13 protein-coding genes and 2 pseudogenes are annotated in these 16,645 nt (G+C 62.2%); 9 read left to right on the top strand and 6 right to left on the bottom strand.

Annotated elements, in window-relative coordinates; all coding sequences use genetic code 11:
• The coding region (locus SCA01S_RS17650; RefSeq protein ID WP_174544807.1) for a Mu transposase C-terminal domain-containing protein at positions 1-706 on the top strand (706 nt) is incomplete at its 5' end.
• Positions 633-1,511, top strand: coding sequence for an AAA family ATPase (locus tag SCA01S_RS21930; protein WP_009824028.1), 879 nt, complete (start codon positions 633-635; stop codon positions 1,509-1,511). The genes SCA01S_RS17650 and SCA01S_RS21930, both read left to right, overlap by 74 nt.
• Before the next feature lie 140 nt (positions 1,512-1,651).
• Here the strand turns inward: SCA01S_RS21930 and SCA01S_RS17640 are convergent, their stop codons facing one another.
• The gene (locus SCA01S_RS17640) at positions 1,652-4,609 is read right to left on the bottom strand and encodes a Tn3 family transposase (protein WP_062787897.1); all 2,958 of its coding nucleotides are present in this window, start codon (positions 4,607-4,609) and stop codon (positions 1,652-1,654) included.
• 139 nt (positions 4,610-4,748) lie between these two features.
• Between SCA01S_RS17640 and SCA01S_RS17635 the strand changes: the two genes are divergently transcribed.
• A complete protein-coding gene (locus SCA01S_RS17635) occupies positions 4,749-5,300 on the top strand; it encodes a recombinase family protein (protein WP_004213210.1) in 552 nt (183 codons plus the stop codon).
• Between the two features lie 161 nt (positions 5,301-5,461).
• Here SCA01S_RS17635 and SCA01S_RS17630 read toward each other — a convergent pair.
• The 3 genes and pseudogenes from SCA01S_RS17630 to SCA01S_RS17620 form a co-directional block, all read right to left on the bottom strand.
• Positions 5,462-5,734: pseudogene (locus SCA01S_RS17630) on the bottom strand (integrase core domain-containing protein); the annotation flags it as partial.
• Positions 5,735-5,795: 61 nt separating this feature from the next.
• Positions 5,796-6,356 carry a recombinase family protein gene (locus SCA01S_RS17625; protein ID WP_004213255.1) on the bottom strand — a complete coding sequence of 187 codons (561 nt, stop codon included), beginning with the start codon at positions 6,354-6,356 and terminating at the stop codon, positions 5,796-5,798.
• A 170-nt stretch (positions 6,357-6,526) separates the two neighbouring features.
• Complete coding sequence (locus tag SCA01S_RS17620) at positions 6,527-6,949, bottom strand: MerR family transcriptional regulator (RefSeq protein WP_014072603.1); 423 nt, start codon at positions 6,947-6,949, stop codon at positions 6,527-6,529.
• A 76-nt stretch (positions 6,950-7,025) separates the two neighbouring features.
• Here SCA01S_RS17620 and SCA01S_RS17615 point away from each other — a divergent pair, with 76 nt between their 5' ends.
• The 4 genes from SCA01S_RS17615 (at position 7,026) to SCA01S_RS17600 (ending at position 12,280) form a co-directional block, all read left to right on the top strand.
• On the top strand, positions 7,026-7,421 hold the full coding sequence (locus SCA01S_RS17615) for a mercuric transporter MerT family protein (RefSeq protein WP_014072602.1): 396 nt from the start codon (positions 7,026-7,028) through the stop codon (positions 7,419-7,421).
• 36 nt (positions 7,422-7,457) lie between these two features.
• Entirely contained in the window at positions 7,458-7,763 is a 306-nt protein-coding gene (locus tag SCA01S_RS21920; RefSeq protein WP_017503487.1) for a heavy-metal-associated domain-containing protein, read from the top strand.
• Positions 7,764-7,842: 79 nt separating this feature from the next.
• A complete protein-coding gene (merA, locus tag SCA01S_RS17605; protein WP_021222959.1) occupies positions 7,843-9,219 on the top strand; it encodes a mercury(II) reductase in 1,377 nt (458 codons plus the stop codon).
• A 91-nt stretch (positions 9,220-9,310) separates the two neighbouring features.
• Complete coding sequence (locus SCA01S_RS17600) at positions 9,311-12,280, top strand: Tn3 family transposase (protein WP_014072601.1); 2,970 nt, start codon at positions 9,311-9,313, stop codon at positions 12,278-12,280.
• A 60-nt stretch (positions 12,281-12,340) separates the two neighbouring features.
• On the opposite strand, the pseudogene SCA01S_RS17595 reads toward SCA01S_RS17600, so the two are convergent.
• A pseudogene (locus tag SCA01S_RS17595) lies at positions 12,341-13,224 on the bottom strand (IS3 family transposase); the annotation flags it as partial.
• 59 nt (positions 13,225-13,283) lie between these two features.
• On the opposite strand from SCA01S_RS17595, the gene SCA01S_RS17585 reads away from it, so the two are divergent.
• The gene (locus tag SCA01S_RS17585; RefSeq protein WP_260401587.1) at positions 13,284-13,934 is read left to right on the top strand and encodes an SDR family NAD(P)-dependent oxidoreductase; all 651 of its coding nucleotides are present in this window, start codon (positions 13,284-13,286) and stop codon (positions 13,932-13,934) included.
• A 346-nt stretch (positions 13,935-14,280) separates the two neighbouring features.
• Here the strand turns inward: SCA01S_RS17585 and SCA01S_RS17580 are convergent, their stop codons facing one another.
• Positions 14,281-15,519 carry a site-specific integrase gene (locus tag SCA01S_RS17580; RefSeq protein ID WP_013039113.1) on the bottom strand — a complete coding sequence of 413 codons (1,239 nt, stop codon included), beginning with the start codon at positions 15,517-15,519 and terminating at the stop codon, positions 14,281-14,283.
• Positions 15,520-15,680: 161 nt separating this feature from the next.
• On the opposite strand from SCA01S_RS17580, the gene SCA01S_RS17575 reads away from it, so the two are divergent.
• Positions 15,681-16,631 (top strand): hypothetical protein, encoded by a 951-nt coding sequence (locus SCA01S_RS17575; RefSeq protein ID WP_051743944.1) that lies wholly within the window; start codon positions 15,681-15,683, stop codon positions 16,629-16,631.
• Positions 16,632-16,645 lie beyond the last annotated feature (14 nt).

Raw genomic sequence — 16,645 nt, 5'->3', positions numbered from 1 at the left:
CGGCTCGGATTTCATCTCCGAGCATATCGAGCAGGCGTGCATCGCCCTCAAAATCCGCCTCATCCATTCGCTGCCGGGGCGTCCTCGCGGGCGCGGCAAGATCGAGCGGCTGTTCCGCACCATCAACGACATGTTCCTGCCCGACCTGCCCGGCCACCTGATCGCGGGCAAGCCGCTGTCGGCGCCAGTGCTCACGCTCGACGAGCTGCGCGCCCGCTTCGAGGCGTTCGTGTGCGGCGTCTATCATCGTCGCCCGCATGGCAGCACCGGCGAACCGCCGATCACGCGCTGGCAGAAGGGCGGGTTCCTGCCCGCAATGCCCGACAGCCTTGAACAGCTCGACATGCTGCTCGTGCACGTGCCCAAGCCCCGTAAAGTGCTGCGCGACGGCATCCGTCTGATGGGCAGGCGCTATGTCGAACCCACGCTCGCGGCCTTCGTCGGCGAGCAGGTCGAGGCGGTCTATGACCCCCGCGACCTGACCGAGATCCACGTCTACCACCAGGGCCGGTTCGTCTGCCGTGCGCTCAGCTCCGAGCACGCTGGGCACCCGTCGTTGCGCGCGATCCAGCGCGCCCGGCGCGGCGCGAAGGAGCGCGACAAGCAGGTGCCTGCCCCCACGGAGACCTTCGATGGCGACCAAGAGGATACGGCTTCCCGGCCCACCACCTACCGAGGGCTCCGGCTCTACGCCGCTGACGATTGAGTTCCTGGTCGAGCAGCCGTTCCTGGCGACCCGCGAACATGCCCGGTTCGTCGAGTTTGCCGAAGCCTGCGCGCACTACCGCTATATCGGCGTGTGTCATGGCCGGCCGGGCGTCGGAAAGACGCGATCGGCGCGCGAGTTTTCCAGCTTCCCCGACCTGGGGGAATATGCCGCGCTCCGTCCCATTGCCGCGCTCCTTGGCGAAAAGGTCGCTCGCTGCCGCGCCGTCTTCTACACCGTGTCGGTCAGCAACACGCCCAAGACGATCGACGCGGTGTTGGGCCTCAACCTCATTAAGCTGGGCTATGCCCGGCTGACGGTCGCGGGCGGCTCGCAGGACGAAATCACCCATGACGCCGCCCGCATCGCCTGCCCCCTCGTCATCGTCGACGAGGCCGACCGCCTGACCATAAAGTCGCTCGAACATCTCCGCGACATGGCCGATCGCCACGGCTTCGGGCTGATCCTGATGGGTATGCCGGGCTTGGAGAAGCGCCTCGCCCGCTATGCCCAGCTCTACTCGCGGATCGGCTTCGTCCACGAGTTCAAACCGCTTACCGAGACCGAAATGCGGCTGCTGCTCGCGACCCACGCCGGCGATTTCGGGATCAGCTTCGACCCGGCCCAACTCGACGCGATCGAAGCGCAGGCAGCCGTGATCCGCATCACGCGCGGCAACTTCCGGCTCATGGAGCGCCTGTTCGCGCAGATGCGGCGGATCATGACCCTCAACCGCGTCGAGGAGGTCACCGCTGACATCGTTCAGGCCGCGCGCGATTGCCTCGTCATCGGACCCGGCAACTGACAAATAGCGCGATCAGAACGCCGCCATTTAGCGCGAGCGTTTACACAGGATAAGATCCATACCGTTTCCGGAACCACTTTCTTGGGGTGACTACACGAAAGTGACGTATCTGCACGGAAAGGGCGAACGGATAGCGAACGTCACGCGGCAAGTAGGGAGTTGACGGCGCGCAGCGGTCGCAAGGCGTCCGGATCGGGTTGATCTTCAACATTCCAGCTATAGTCACCGGTCAGCGAGATATGCTCCCAGCCCAATGGCGCGATGTGGCGTGCGATTTCGTCGGCTGTGCCGATGTCCGCCAGCGCCATTTCGAGATAGCGAGTGTTCCACAAGATGATGGCGGCGACGAGCAGGTTGAGGCCGGAGGCGCGATAGGTCTGGTTCTCGAACCGACGATCGCGCAGTTCGCCGAGCTGGTTGAAGAAGAGCGCGCGGGCGAGCGCGTTGCGGGCTTCGCCTTTGTTGAGGCCCGCCTGGGTGCGCCGGCGCAGGTCGATGTCGCGCAGCCAGTCGAGCATGAAAATGGAGCGTTCGAGGCGGCCCAGCTCGCGTAGTGCGAGGGCCAGTCCGTTCTGTCGCGGATAGGCGGACAAGCGGCGCAGCATTGCCGAAGCAGTGACGGTGCCGGTGCGGATCGACGTGGCGAACCGCAGCAGTTCGTCCCAATGCGCCGCGACATGACCCAATGCGATCGGTTCGGCCGTCATGCCGGCAAGCAAGGGGCCGGATTCTTGGCCGGGAAGGAGGTGTAAACGACGCTCCTTGATGTCGCGCAGGCGCGGCGCGAAGCGGTAGCCGAAGAAGGGCATGAGGCCGAACACATGGTCCGATGCCCCGCCCGTATCGGTGTAGTGCTCCTCGATCGTCAGGCCGGTCTGGTGATACAGCAAGCCATCCAGCACATAGGGCGCTTCGCCAGCGGTCGCCGCGATCACCCGACTTGCGAAGGGGTCATATCGATCCGAGACATGGGTGTAGAAGGCAACGCCTGGTTCGTTGCCGCTGCGCGCGTTGATGTCGCCGATCGCGGCCCCACGGCCCCCGGCATGAAATTGCTGTCCGTCGCTCGACGAAGTGGTGCCGTCTCCCCACAGCGCGGCGAGCGGCATGGCGCGATGGGCGTCGATCAGCCTTCCCAACGCTTCGCCATAGGCGGCTTCGCTGATGTGCCAGTCGTGAAGATGGGCGAGCTGACGCAGACTTGCGCCCCGGCAGGTTTCCGCCATGCGTGTGAGGCCGAGATTGATGCCATCGGCGAGGATGACCGTGAGCAGCGCATTGCGATCGTCGGCTTCCCGGCCCGAACGACGATGGATGAAGCATTCGCTGAACCCGGTCCAGGCATCGACCTCCAGCAGAAGATCGGTGATATTCACGCGCGGCAGTCGATCATAGGCGGCGCGACGGGCAATCTCGGTGGCGGGCGGTGTTGCCGCCTTCAGCGGCGAGATGATGAGACCGTTTTCGTCAAGCTTAACCTGGGGCAGCTCCCCTTGCCGTGCAAGGACCGTTACCTGCTCGATCGCCGTGTCGAGCCTGGTGCGCCGTTCCTCGATATGGCGCTCGAAATCCGTTTCGATGGCGAGCGGCAACGGCCCCTTCTCGCGCAGCGCCGCAAAGGTCGCCGGCGGTATGAGATAGCTGTCGAAATCGCGAAACTGCCGGCTTCCCGCGACCCATATATCCCCGGCTCGCAACCGCTCGCGTAGTTGCGACAAGGCGCATAGTTCATAAGCGGCACGATCAACGATGCCATCCCGCAGGACGAACGGGCGCCATGCGGGCGGCACAAAGCGTAGCGGCACGCGATCAGGCAAGCGCCGTTTGCCGGTCCGATATAGCTCCGCGATGATGGCCAGCGCTGACAGGAGCCCCTGAACCGCGCCGGCGCCGCGAAACTCGAAGGCGTTGAGAAAAGCGCCGACAAAGAGCTTCACCGTCCGATGCCGCTCGATCAATTCGGCGGTGCGATCGACGGTTTCCGGTCGCCCGAGCACTTCGGCCTGCTCGACGGCCACGGCGAAGTGCTGCCAGTCCAGCGCCTCGATCTGCGCCAGAGAATCCACGCCCTTGCTGCGCGCGTCGATGAGGAGGCGGCAAGACCCCGTGAGCGTCCGGAGGTGGCCTTGCAACTCGCGCACCGTCTTGAGGGCTTTGTCGCGGGTCCGGTTCTCGGCGCGGCGCGCCATGCTGCCCAACAGCTTGTCGAACATCGTCAGGGTGGCGTCGGTCAGGCTTTCCTCAAGCCGGATGCCGGTTGCCGCCAGCGTCGCATGGCGGCGCAGGGCATTGAGTTCGCCAAGGTGCTGGGGTGTGATGCGGCTGCCTTCGTCCGCCAGCCTGTCAAAAGTCAAAGCCGGGATCATGTCGGCACGGGCGCGATCGAGGCCCAGCGCGCGGATATAGGCGAGCCGTTCGATCAGGCGCAGGATGTTGCGCGCTGCCGGCGATTGTGGCGCATTGCGCATCCAGGATAGCCATGTCGCGACCTGCCCCGGTCGTCGGGCCAGCAAATCGTCCAGGCCCTGAAGGGTGTCAGGCAGCAGGCCATTCGTGAGCACTTCATAGGTAAGCTGTTCGGCTTGCTGGCGCGCCCGCCGCAGCACCGCTTCGAGAATCGACGGAGAAGGCAGGAGGATCTGCAGGCGCCGGAGTTCATCGACGATGACGTCTGCCATCTGGCCGGGGTGTATGATGGTCTGCGCGATTGGGACCGAGAAGGCGACAACTTCACGGAAAGCGTTGCGGTCAAAAATCCTGAACCCGTGCGATCGTCGGATTTCGACGAGATGCTCGCGACGGGTCTGGTCCCGATGGGCATAATCCGCGAAGGCTGCCGGCGCGACGCCGAGTTGCTGCGCCACATAGGCGAGCACAGGAGCGGGCGGGACTTCGCCCGCTTCCAGCGCACGGCCAGGCCATCTCATATATAGCATGAGCATCGCATAGCCGAGCCGGGTGGCATCGCCGCGACGGCGGCCGACAATTTCCAGGTCGTCGCTGGTCAGCGTATAATGACGCGCGATCTCGCGCTCATCGAGCGGCGCGCCATAATGCCTCGCCCAGATTTCCAGGCTCACCAGTCGCCGTCTCGCCAAGCATCATCTCCTTCGCTTTGCGTGTCCGTCAGACGGTCCTCTGGCGGCCAACAGGAATATGTCCGTTAACTCTGGACCTGTAACGGCGATTCGGACAAGATCGCATAATGACGGGAAAACGGACAGGATCGGGCATCATGTGGCGCTGATCGGCTATGCGCGCGTCTCGACCGCAGACCAGAAGCTGTCGCTCCAGCTTGACGCGCTGAACACTGCCGGGTGCGACCGTATATTCGACGATCACGCATCCGGGGCAAAAGCCGATCGGCCTGGCCTAACCGAAGCGCTCGCCTATTTGCGCCCCGGCGACACGCTGGTGGTCTGGAAACTCGACCGCCTCGGCCGCTCGATGAGCCACCTGATCGAGAAGGTCGGCGAGCTTGCGGCGCGCGGCATCGGGTTCCGCTCACTCACCGAGAATATCGACACCACCACTTCGGGCGGCATGCTGGTGTTCAACATCTTCGGCTCGCTGGCCCAATTCGAGCGTGACCTGATCCGTGAACGCACTCATGCCGGCCTCAAGGCCGCACGCGAGCGGGGCAACAAGGGTGGTCGCCGGCCTGTCGTTACCCCCGACAAACTACGTAAAGCGCGGGCGCATATCGCAGCGGGCCTCACTGTTCGTGAGGCGGCGGCCCGGCTCAAGATCGGCAAAACCGCCCTATACAAGGCTCTGGAAAACGCGTGAAACCGCTGGCGATCAAGAACTCGTGGGTGCTGGTCACAGGGGCTTCGACCGGTTTGGGCAGAGCGTCCGCCCTCCGCTTGGCGGCATCGTACCAGGCCAAGCCCCTGATTGTTGGACGAAGGCTCGATGGACTTGCCCCGCTTAAGTGGAGAGGCATTTGCTCAGCGTGACGCGGTTCGTTCGAACTGCGCGGGGCTGATGTAGTCGAGCGCGGAGTGACGCCGGATCGGGTTGTAGAATCCATCGATATAGCGGGCAATGGCCTGCTTGGCCTGGTCACGGGTGTAGAAGACCGTCCGCCAGACGAGTTCGGATTTGATCGTCTTGAAGAACGTCTCGACCATCGCGTTATCGTAGCAATTCCCCTTGCCGGACATGGAGATGCGGATGCCGTGGCGACGCAGCTCGGCCTGGTACTCCACGGAACAATATTGGCGTCACCTCAAGCTTTGTACGCTGAACAACGATTTTCCGGACATAATGTGAACATTGGTGTCAGGCAGCGGCGCGAAGGTACTGGTAGAGGGTTTCGCGGCTGATGCCCATGTCGCGCGCGATGGTCGCCTTGCGTTCACCGGCGGCAACGCGGCGGTGCAGATCGGCAATCATCTCATCCGAGAGCGACCGTTTCCGCCCCCGATAGGCGCCGCGCTGCCGAGCGATCGCAATGCCTTCGCGTTGCCGTTCGCGGATCAGGGCGCGCTCGAACTCAGCAAACGCACCCATGACCGAGAGCATCAGATTGGCCATCGGGGAGTCCTCCCCCGAGAAGGACAGGCTTTCCTTCTCAAACTCGATCCGGATACCTCGCTTGGTGAGGCCCTGGACCAGCTTGCGCAGGTCATCCAGATTGCGGGCCAACCGATCCATGCTGTGGACGACGACGGTATCGCCTTCGCGGGCGAAAGTGAGCAGAGCCTCAAGCTGGGGGCGGTTGACGTCCTTGCCCGATGCCTTGTCGGTGAAGGTCCGATCGAGCGACTGACCTTCCAATTGGCGATCCACATTCTGATCGAACGTGCTGACCCGGACATAGCCGATCCGTTGCCCCTTCACTGCGCACTCTCTCCATCAAAATGTCAGGTTGAAATCTATGATACGCAACGACATTCGTCAACAAATTCCGTTTAGTACCCTAATCTGACAGAAACCGCGGTAGCGCCCTGACGTCCGGTTAGGCTATACTCCAAGCTGACATCACAAAATCAAATCCCTCAAAGATGGCGTCAATTGCCTTGATGGGGTAAAAACTGGAGTGCTTCCAGGATGGGACATTCGGCAACGTCATCTCCAGTGCATCTGGCTAACGTGGTCGCCAGCGTCACCTCTATCTTCTGCAAATCTGCAATGCGGCGGCGGACATCTTCAAGGTGGAGTTCGGTTCTCGCCATAACCTCCGCGCAGGTTTGTGCACCGGTATCGGTGAGCGACAACAATGACCGTATCTCATCCATTGCATAGCCAAGGTCGCGCGCGCGCAGGATGAACTGCAACCTTTGCACCAGTTCCGGCGAATAGACGCGGTAGCCGTTGGAACTGCGAGGCGGCCCCGGCAGCAATCCCACCTTCTCGTAATAGCGGATGGTTTCGAGATTGCAGCCTGTTTTCCGGGCAAGCTGGGCACGCAAGATGCCGACCTGTTGCTCCATGAAAATACCTCTTGAGTCTGTAGTGGCTACAGAGCCTACACTGCGAATCACTCAGTTGGAACAAGGGATTCAAGCCATGGTCTCAACGCCGGAAGCGGGACAGCCAGCCCTCACCGAAAACCACGAGCCGAAGCAGGCAAACTGGGTTGCGGCGGGCGCATTGATCGGCGCGGGGCTCGCCTCGGCTTGCTGCGTCGTCCCGCTACTGTTGGTTATGCTCGGAATTTCCGGCGCGTGGATCGCCAACCTGACGGCGCTCGAACCTTACAAGCCCTATGTCGCAGGCGTAACGCTCGCGCTGCTCGGCTACGGCTTCTGGCATGTCTATTTCAAGCCGAAACCGCCCTGTGAAGACGGTTCCTACTGCGCTCGTCCACAATCGGCTTGGACCACCAAGGCGGTGCTGTGGCTGGGCCTTGCCGTCGCCATCCTGGCGCTCACCATCGACTGGTGGGCACCCTGGTTCTATTGAAAGGAAATACCCATGAAAAAGACAGTATGTATCGCTATGGCCGTGCTGGCTATGGCTGGCGGCGGGGTCGCCTATGCAGTTAGTGGCACGGCGCAAGATCGCCCCGCGGCTACCGCAACCGCTCAGAAGCAAACCACCTTTGCCATAGAGAACATGACCTGCGCCACCTGCCCGATCACCGTGAAGAAGGCGATGGAAGGCGTCGCCGGGGTAACGGCGGTCACGGTCGATTTCGCAGCCAAGACCGCGCGCGCAACCTATAACCCGCGCCGCACCAATGCTGCTGCGATTGCCGCTGCATCAACCAACGCGGGTTATCCGGCGCGCGCTATTCAAAACTGAGCGGGGCGCCGCCAGCGCCTCAAGAAAGCGATAAGCAATGAACGACTGTTGCAACCGCCCCGGGCAGGAAGGATTTGACGTGGCCGTCATCGGCGCGGGTTCTGCCGGGTTCTCCGCCGCGATCGCCGCTGCCGATCTGGGCGCGAAAGTGGCGCTCGTCGGTCACGGCACGATTGGCGGCACCTGTGTCAATGTTGGCTGCGTTCCTTCCAAGACGCTGATCCGCGCCGCCGAAGCGGTGCATGGTGGGCTTGCCGCCGCGCGCTTTCCCGGCCTTGGGGGCGCTGTCCAGATGGATGACTGGTCCGTATTGGCGGCGTCGAAGGACGATCTTGTCACGACGCTGCGCCAAAAAAAATATGTCGATCTGCTGCCCGCCTATGACGGTGTGAGCTATATCGAGGGCAAGGCACGCTTTGCCGATGGTGCGCTGATTGTCGGCGATGCGCCCATGAAGGTCGGCAAGGTCATATTGGCGATGGGTGCGCACGCCGCCGTGCCGCCGATTCCGGGGATGGACAGCGTGCCCTACCTAACCAGCACATCGGCGCTGGCGCTGGATCGCTTGCCCAAATCGCTGCTGGTGATCGGTGGCGGGGTGATCGGGGTAGAACTGGGACAGATGTTTTCGCGTCTGGGCGTTGATGTCACCATCTGCTGCCGAAGCCGCCTGCTCCCCGAAATGGACCCGGAAGTGAGTGCCGCGCTGAAAAACTATTTGGAAGCCGAGGGCGTGCGGGTTTGCGCAGGTGTCGGCTATCAGCGTATCGCCCAAACACAGAGCGGGGTCGAATTGACCTGCGAGGGGCATTGTGACACCGTCGCGGCGGAACAGGTGCTCATCGCCACCGGACGCCGACCCAATAGCGACGGGCTTGGGCTGGAGGAGCGCGGCATAGTGCTTGCCCGTAATGGTGGAATCGTCGTCGATGACCACCTCGAAACGTCGGTTCCAGGCATTTACGCGGCGGGCGATGTAACGGGACGGGACCAGTTCGTCTACATGGCCGCCTATGGCGCAAAACTGGCCGCGCGCAACGCGGTGACGGGCAACCAATACCGCTACGACAATTCCTCCATGCCATCCGTCGTCTTCACCGACCCGCAAGTCGCCAGCGCCGGCCTCACTGAAACGACAGCACGGGCGCAAGGCCTGGACATCAAGGTTTCGCTGCTCCCGCTCGATGCTGTGCCAAGGGCACTGGCAGCACGCGATACGCGGGGTCTCATCAAACTGATTGCCGACAAGGCGAACGACCGTTTGCTGGGCGGCCAGATCATGGCACCCGAAGGCGCGGATTCGATCCAGACACTGGTGCTGGCGATCAAACACGGCATGACCACCCTGGAATTGGGTGCAACGATATTTCCTTACCTGACCACTGTGGAAGGCCTCAAACTGGCGGCCCAAACGTTTGATAAGGATGTCGCCAAACTGTCTTGCTGCGCCGGGTGATTGCTCGGGGATCAACCGGCAACGAATGGCCTCCCTCCAGTGCAAGCCGCTTTGGTGTCAATTTTGTTATTCGCCTCAGCGGGAGAGCAAAATGGCACGACGCCGACTTCTGACCGGAGACGAGCGCCGGCGCCTGTTCGATCCTCCTGTCCAAGAAACCGCGATCATTGGGCATTATACCCTTTCTGCGGAAGATGTTGAATTGGTTGGGCGCCGCTATGGTCCAGCAAATCGCCTCGGTCTGGCTGCACAAATCGCTTTGATGCGACATCCCGGCTTTGGTCTGCAACCCGAGATCGGGCTTCCCGACGTCATTCTTCAGTACCTCGCGGCACAGTTATTCGTCGATCCTTCCTCCTTCTCTGCATATGGTCAGCGCGCGCAAACCCGTACCGATCATGCCGATCTCGTGGCGCGTTATCTTGGCATACGCCCGTTTCGACGCGGCGACCTGGCACTTGCCCTGAATCTTGCCGCGCAAGCCGCCGAGTATACAGACAGAGGTGAACCGATTGTTCGCGCCCTCATGGTTGGCCTGAAGGGTGAGCGGTTCATTCTTCCGTCAGGCGACACACTGGAACGCGCCGGTCTTGCTGGCCGGGCACGCGCACGCAAAGCTGCCGCAGCCGCAATCGTCGAAGGCCTCAGCTCTGCTGAACTGACACGGCTAGACGAACTCGTAATCAACAACCCGGATTTCGGCATGACACCGCTGGCGTGGTTGCGTAATTTCGAAGAAGCCCCGACTGCGGCCAATATCAATGGCTTGCTTGAGCGCCTGCGCTATGTTCGCGGCATAGGTATCCACCCGGTAGTTGGGGGCGCCATTCCGGAATTCCGCTTTGCCCAATTTGTCCGCGAGGGCGGCGTGGCACCGGCATTCCTGCTTTCGGATTACAGCGTCAATCGCAGGCGGGCGACGTTGACGGCCGCAGTGATCGACCTTGAGGCCAGACTTGCCGATGCCGCGATCCAAATGTTTGACCGACTTATCGGCGGCATGTTCACGCGCGCGCGGCGTGGGCGCGAGCGTCGCTACCAAGATAGTATTCAGTCGGTGGGGCAACTCATGCGGCTGTTTGGCGCCACGATTACAGCACTTGATGAGGCTGTCCAGAATGGCGGCGATCCGCTCGAATTGATTGACGAAGCGGTGGGCTGGCACCGGCTTGTTGCGGCAAAGGCCCAAGTAGATGCCCTTGCTGATCTTGCCGGCGAGGACGCACTGGTAACGGCAACCGAGCGTTACGCCACGCTACGGCGTTTCAGCCCGGCATTTCTGGACGCCTTCACCTTCAAGGCGTCTGGAACAGGGACGGCACTGATCAAAGCCATCGATGTCATTCGCGATGCGAACACACGAAAGTCGCGCGACCTTCCCGATGGCGTTCCACTGCCATTCCCCAATCGGCAGTGGAAGCGTCTCATCACCGAAAGCGGCCGTATCGACCGCCGACGTTATGAAATTGCGATCATGGCAACCTTGCGTGATCGTTTGCGCGCCGGTGATGTATGGATCGAGGGAACCCGCAACTATCAGCGCTTCGATGCCTATTTGCTGGGTCGGCGCGACGCCGCCAAAGTGGCGGATGTGCTTCCGTTCGATTCAAATGCTGCATCCTACCTCGCTGACCGGGCACGAAATCTTGACTGGCGGCTGCGCCGATTTGCCAAGCAGTTGAAAACAAACAAGCTTGAGGGAGTGTCGCTCGAACGAGACCGGCTCAAGCTTCAGCAAATGCCGCCTGTCACCCCACCGGAAGCTGAAGCCCTCGATCGCAAGCTCGATACCCTGCTTCCCCGCGTGCGCATCACCGAGCTGCTGCTTGAAGTCGCCGAACGCACTGGTTTTTTGAACGCATTCCGTGACCTGCGCTCAGGCAAGGAGCACGACAACCCCAGCACGGTACTCGCCGCAATTCTGGCTGATGGCACCAACCTCGGGCTGGAGCGGATGGCCAATGCCAGCGAAGGCGTCAGCTATGCCCAACTCGCATGGACCCACAACTGGTATCTTTCACCCGAGAACTATCAGGCCGCGCTGGCCATGATCATCTCAGCCCATCACGAATTACCCTTCGCGCGGCATTGGGGCGCTGGCACCAGTTCGTCGTCCGATGGCCAGTTCTTCCGGTCGGGGCGGAGCCGTTCAGGGGCGGCGGACGTCAATGCCAAATATGGCGCCGAACCTGGCGTGAAAATCTATTCTCACCTTTCCGATCACTTCGCATCATTCGGATCACGGATCATGTCCGCGACGGCAGGTGAAGCGCCTTACGTGCTCGACGGGCTTGTCCTGGGCGCCGGCAACCTTCCGTTGCATGAGCACTATACCGATACCGGCGGCGCCACCGATCATGTTTTCGCACTCTGCCACCTACTCGGGTTCCGCTTCGCGCCCCGGCTGCGCGATATTGGCGACCGCAAGCTGGGTTCGATCGCTGCGCCATCGACATACAAGGGCATCGAAAATCTGATGGGCCGCACCATCAAAACGGCAGCGATCGAGGCCGATTGGGATGACATCGTCAGGATTGTCGCCTCAATCAAGGATGGCACGGTGGCGCCGTCAGTAATCTTGCGAAAACTTGCCGCCTACAAACGCCAGAACAGGCTGGATTTTGCATTGGCTGAACTGGGCCGTATCGAGCGCACTTTGTTCACGCTCGATTGGCTTGAACAACCGGAACTGCGACGTGCCTGTCAGGCCGGTCTCAACAAAGGCGAGGCGAGGCACACGCTTGCCGCCGCCATCTATACCAACCGGCAGGGTCGGTTCACCGATCGCTCGCTGGAAAATCAGGAATTTCGCGCATCTGGGCTGAACCTGCTGATTGCGGCGATTTCCTACTGGAACACGGTCTATCTCGACCGGGCCGCCCAGCACCTCAACGCTGTCGGCACGACGTTCGATGCGGCACTGCTTGCGCACCTTTCTCCGATGGGCTGGGCGCACATCAGTCTGACCGGCGATTACCTCTGGGAGCAGGCCAGGCGACTTCCAGCAGGTGAATTCCACCCACTCAACGAGCCAATGGCGCGGTTGAAGCGTGTAGCGTAGCCCATGTTCCGCTTATGTCCGAGAAATCGTTGTCTGGCGAACAAACCTTGAGGTGACGCCATATTGGCTGCCGCGGTCCGAATGATGAATGAGCCCTTGGGGCGGACGCCGCAGGACGAGGGCCTTGCGCAGCGCCGCCAGCGCGAGATCGCGGTGCAGCCGGTCGCCGACAGCCCAGCCGACGACGCGACGGGAGAACAGGTCGATGACCACGGCCAGATAGAGCCACCCCTCTCTGGTCCAGACATACGAGATGTCGACGCCCCACTTCTGGTTGGGCGCGGTCACGGTGAAATCCTGGTCGATGATGTTCGGCGCGATCGGCCAGGCGTGTTCGCTGTCGGTCGTCCGTTTGAACCGGCGCTTCTGCCGGGCGCGCAGGCCGTTCTCGCGCATCAGCCGCGCCGTGCGACGCCGCCCGATGGCAAAGCCATCATCCTGCAACTCGCGCGTCATGCGTGGACTGCCGTACGTGCCGTTCGACAGCGCGAACCCCGAGCGGACATGCGCCAGCATCACCATGTCGTCGCGCTGGCGCCGACTGGCCGGGCGATCCTTCCAGGCGAAATAGCCGCTCTGGCTGACGCCGAGTACCTGGCAGAGGCGGTGGACCGGGAAATCCTTTCTCGCCCGATCGATGAGCGTGAACTTCATCGACTTCCCTCCCGGGCGAAAAAAGCGGTCGCCCGCTTCAGTATGTCACGCTCCTGCCGGAGGATCTCGTTCTCCCGCCGAAGCCGCTTCAACTCGGCAGCCATATCTGCCTGCGGCGCTTGACCGGGTGCCTCCACCAAACGATCCCGGCTGCGGCCGATCCAGCGCACCAGCGTCGATAGCCCGACACCCAGATCCTCCGCTATCTCCCGTTGCGTGCGTCCACTGGTCGCCACCAGTCGGACCGCTTCCTCCTCGAATTCCTTCGTGAAACGTCGCTGCTTCGTCATCGAGTTCGCCTTTCACCTCAAGGGAACTCTCCACTTTTCCGGGGCAAGTCCACGACAACTTGCGGGAGCTACAGACCGAAATTGACGAGCGGTTCAATGTGCCGTGCGAGATTATAGTGGCTGATCAACGTGAAATCGAGGGCAGGGAGAAAATCGCGGCTAAGGTTGCAGAATTGCAAGTAACAGCCGCTTTGTTGGTTGCCGGAATGACGAGCGTTGGTTCATTTGATGCAGGCCGTGCCGACACTTATGCCGAGGTAATTGAAACAAACATACTCGGTTTCACGGATTTGCTGGCTCGCCTGATTGCGATTTTCAGGGAGCAGCCGTTTGAATCCTCAGTAATCGCCGTGTCGAGCCTGGCGGGCGAAACATCCGTGCCCTTCCAAGCGGTCTACGGCGCGTCGAAAGCCTATGTGAGCACCCTCATGCGAGCGCTTTCCGTGGAGCTTGCCGGGACGGGAGTGAGTGTTGGGTCTTTTGCACCCGGTGGAATCGACACAGACATGGCTGCCCTCAGCGATTTGAAGTGGGGGAGGTTGGGTTTGATGGACGTTGACCGGTGCGCGGCCCATGCAGTCCACGTTCTGGTTTATCGGCAATCCTTCGCCATACCGGGGATGGGCAACCAGCTCACATATTTGGCGAGCAGGGTTCTACCTCGATCGTTGGTCAATCGGATTGCCGCCCTCCCATATCGGCGCCCGTAGGGCGGCACCACATAAAAGGGGCAGGAAAGCCTGCGAATAGCATCTGCTGGCATCGTACCGGATTTGTTCGCCCTTAGCGTGCAGATACGTCACTTTCGTGTAGTCACCCCTTCTTGTTTCCTCTTCGAAATTGGACTGTGCTGATGAGTTTGAGCGATGGTGGCTTCGCTCATACACTACGCGCTACCAGGCCCCTGCCCGTTTCTTAGGCTTAACGTTGTAGCTCAAGACCCCGGGGGCTCAGCCTCCCTTCTCCGGTTCTTGCCGCTGCGCAAATCCCTCGATCTACCTGCCGCCGTCGTGTGGTCGCACGGCATCATCCAAAGACCTATTTAGGCCGTCATGACTAGCCAATCTTCGCCATAAGGCGCCCCGCCGCCCCCTGCTCTGCCGCGAGATTGCGATTATAAGCGAGCGGCATCCGCGGCGACTTCCACCGCAGCGCGTCCATGATGCCGGCCAAATCCTCCCCGCTGGCGAACAGGTCCTGATTGAGCCCGATCCGCGTCGAGTGCGCACTGATCCCCTTCAGCAACCGCGCCAGATCGTCCGCCGTCAAATCGGGCAGCGCGCCACGGTCGAACGCGCGGCCGATGATCGACCGAAAGATTGGTCCGATCGAGCCCGGGTGCAGCGCCACGGTGCCGATGTCATATTCGACGCGCGCCTTCACCGCCGGCTTGGACAGCGTCTTGCGCAGATCCCACGTCTCCCGGCCCGAGATGCTGTCGATCGGCCGACCGCGCACGGCTGCCCGCGCCTTGTAGCGCCGCACCTGCACCCGCCGGAACAGCGGCCCTGTCGTGATCCCCGCCGCTTCGGTCCACGCCGCGATCGCCGCGACGGTGCGCGGGCTGAGGTAGGCGGTCGCCCCCTCCCCGTCTTGATCGCCCTTATGACGCAGAATCTGCAGCAGCCGCGCTTCGGGATCGATCGCCTCCTCAATATGCTCAATGGCGACCGCCACCAGTTCGGAGGCGCGCAGCCCGGTGTCATAAGCGGCCGATAGCAGCGCCCGATCACGCAGCCCCGGCAGATCCTCGCCACAACTCTCGAGCAGCGCGCGGATGTTGAGCCCCCGCGCCTTGTCGCGCTCGACGTCGCGCACCGGGCCCTTGAACCGCAGCGGCCGCGCCTGCTTCTGCGCAGCCCCCTTCTCGCGGCGCACCGTCTGGAGCCGCAGCTTCACCAGCGGCGCCGGCGTCGGATCCTTGAGCTCGAGCAGCTGGTGGATCTTGGCGATCGACGCCTTGTAGCGGGATAGCGAGGCCGGCCGGCTCCCCTTCCCGGCCCGCGCGTCGAGATAATCGGCCACGGTCTCGGGCGTGGCCGGCAGCGCGATCCGGTTGTTGCGCCTACACCACGCATCGAACGCCTCGACGTCGGACTTGAGCGCACGGATGCTATGGGGCGATGAAGCGGCCTGATAGGCGGCGATCAGGCCCTCGTTGACGGTGATGCGCTCGCCGGCGCGCATCTGCACGATCGTCCACGCAAGGTCGGCCGGCGCCCTGACGGCCGGCAGGACAGCCTCAGGCGGCGCTACGGGGATTTCTGGCCCTTCCCGGGCGGTTTCGGTGCTCACGACGCGCCTCGCTCCTCAGCCGCGCTTGTAGCCCACCTTATAAAGAACGGTCAAATCTGCTTATGTGATAAGTGCAATTATCGCATATGAACTTTTCGACGATAGCATGAGGCGAAACCAACTGCTGACTTTGGTTTCCTCACGCGCTAAGCGTAAGAGCGATGCAGGAGATCGTCGACCGCCGCGCAAATGACCCAATGTTGCTGCTCGGCCGGCTCGACGGCCGGCTTCATCATAGTACAAGCGCCGACATTTTCCTTGCGCGATCGCGCCTTCACGGCGCCGCGGCGTTAGCAGGTCTCGCCGGCGTGCCGATCGCTGTCGGCGACCTGCAGGATTGGATCGCGGGGCGAAGCGCCCCTCCCCGCGCCTCCGAAGGTCTCAACGATCCGATATCGGTGGCGTCCATTTTCCACCTCGCACTAAGTCGGGACGAGGATGTCAGAGACCCGGTTGGCCGCGCATCCCTCAATGCTCTCCGAACCATCCTCGACGACCGTGCAGAGGCTGAGCGCTATGGTGGAGACGATCTCGCACACTTCGGCCCGCTCTGGCGTCAGGTGAAGTCTGCGGCGGATGCACCCTTCCCCGTCGCCGATCTCCGGTCCATCGCCGAGCGCGTGTTCGCTCTTGCCGAAATGACCGAGCGTCTTCCGGTCGGCGCCTCGGAGGTTGTTGCGATCGACGGACGCTCGTTGGAGCTTCCTCCCCGCTGCCGCGATCGCAACTGGCTCGTCGCGACCGCTCTTCCTCGCATGCTCTACCGCGCTGGCTTCACGAGCCGCATCATCCCCTCACTGGTGCCGCTCCCCAAGTTCATGCCCCCTTCCCCTGCCGCGCTGACCGGGTTCCTCGCTAAGGAGATCGGGCAGATCAGCGCGGCGGGGCTCCGCGAGCTTTCCGCAATTGAGCATGACGTCGCCAAGCTCACCAATTTAGGTGCAACTCAGCGAAGTCGCCTGCCGCTTCTCGGGCGCCTATTGATCGCCTATCCAGGGCTCCAGGCATCCTCCGTTTCGAAGCTGCTGTCTGTGACACCTCAGGGTGCCCGAAAGCTCCTCGCGGCGCTGCCCACCACGCCTGCCGCGCAGCGCCGGCTGCGGGCCGAATAGCGACCGGGACGCCC

It is taken from the genome of Novosphingobium capsulatum NBRC 12533 (genome assembly GCF_001598375.1).
Classification (GTDB): Bacteria; Pseudomonadota; Alphaproteobacteria; order Sphingomonadales; family Sphingomonadaceae; genus Novosphingobium; species Novosphingobium capsulatum.
This window is presented reverse-complemented; position numbering and strand designations above follow the sequence as displayed.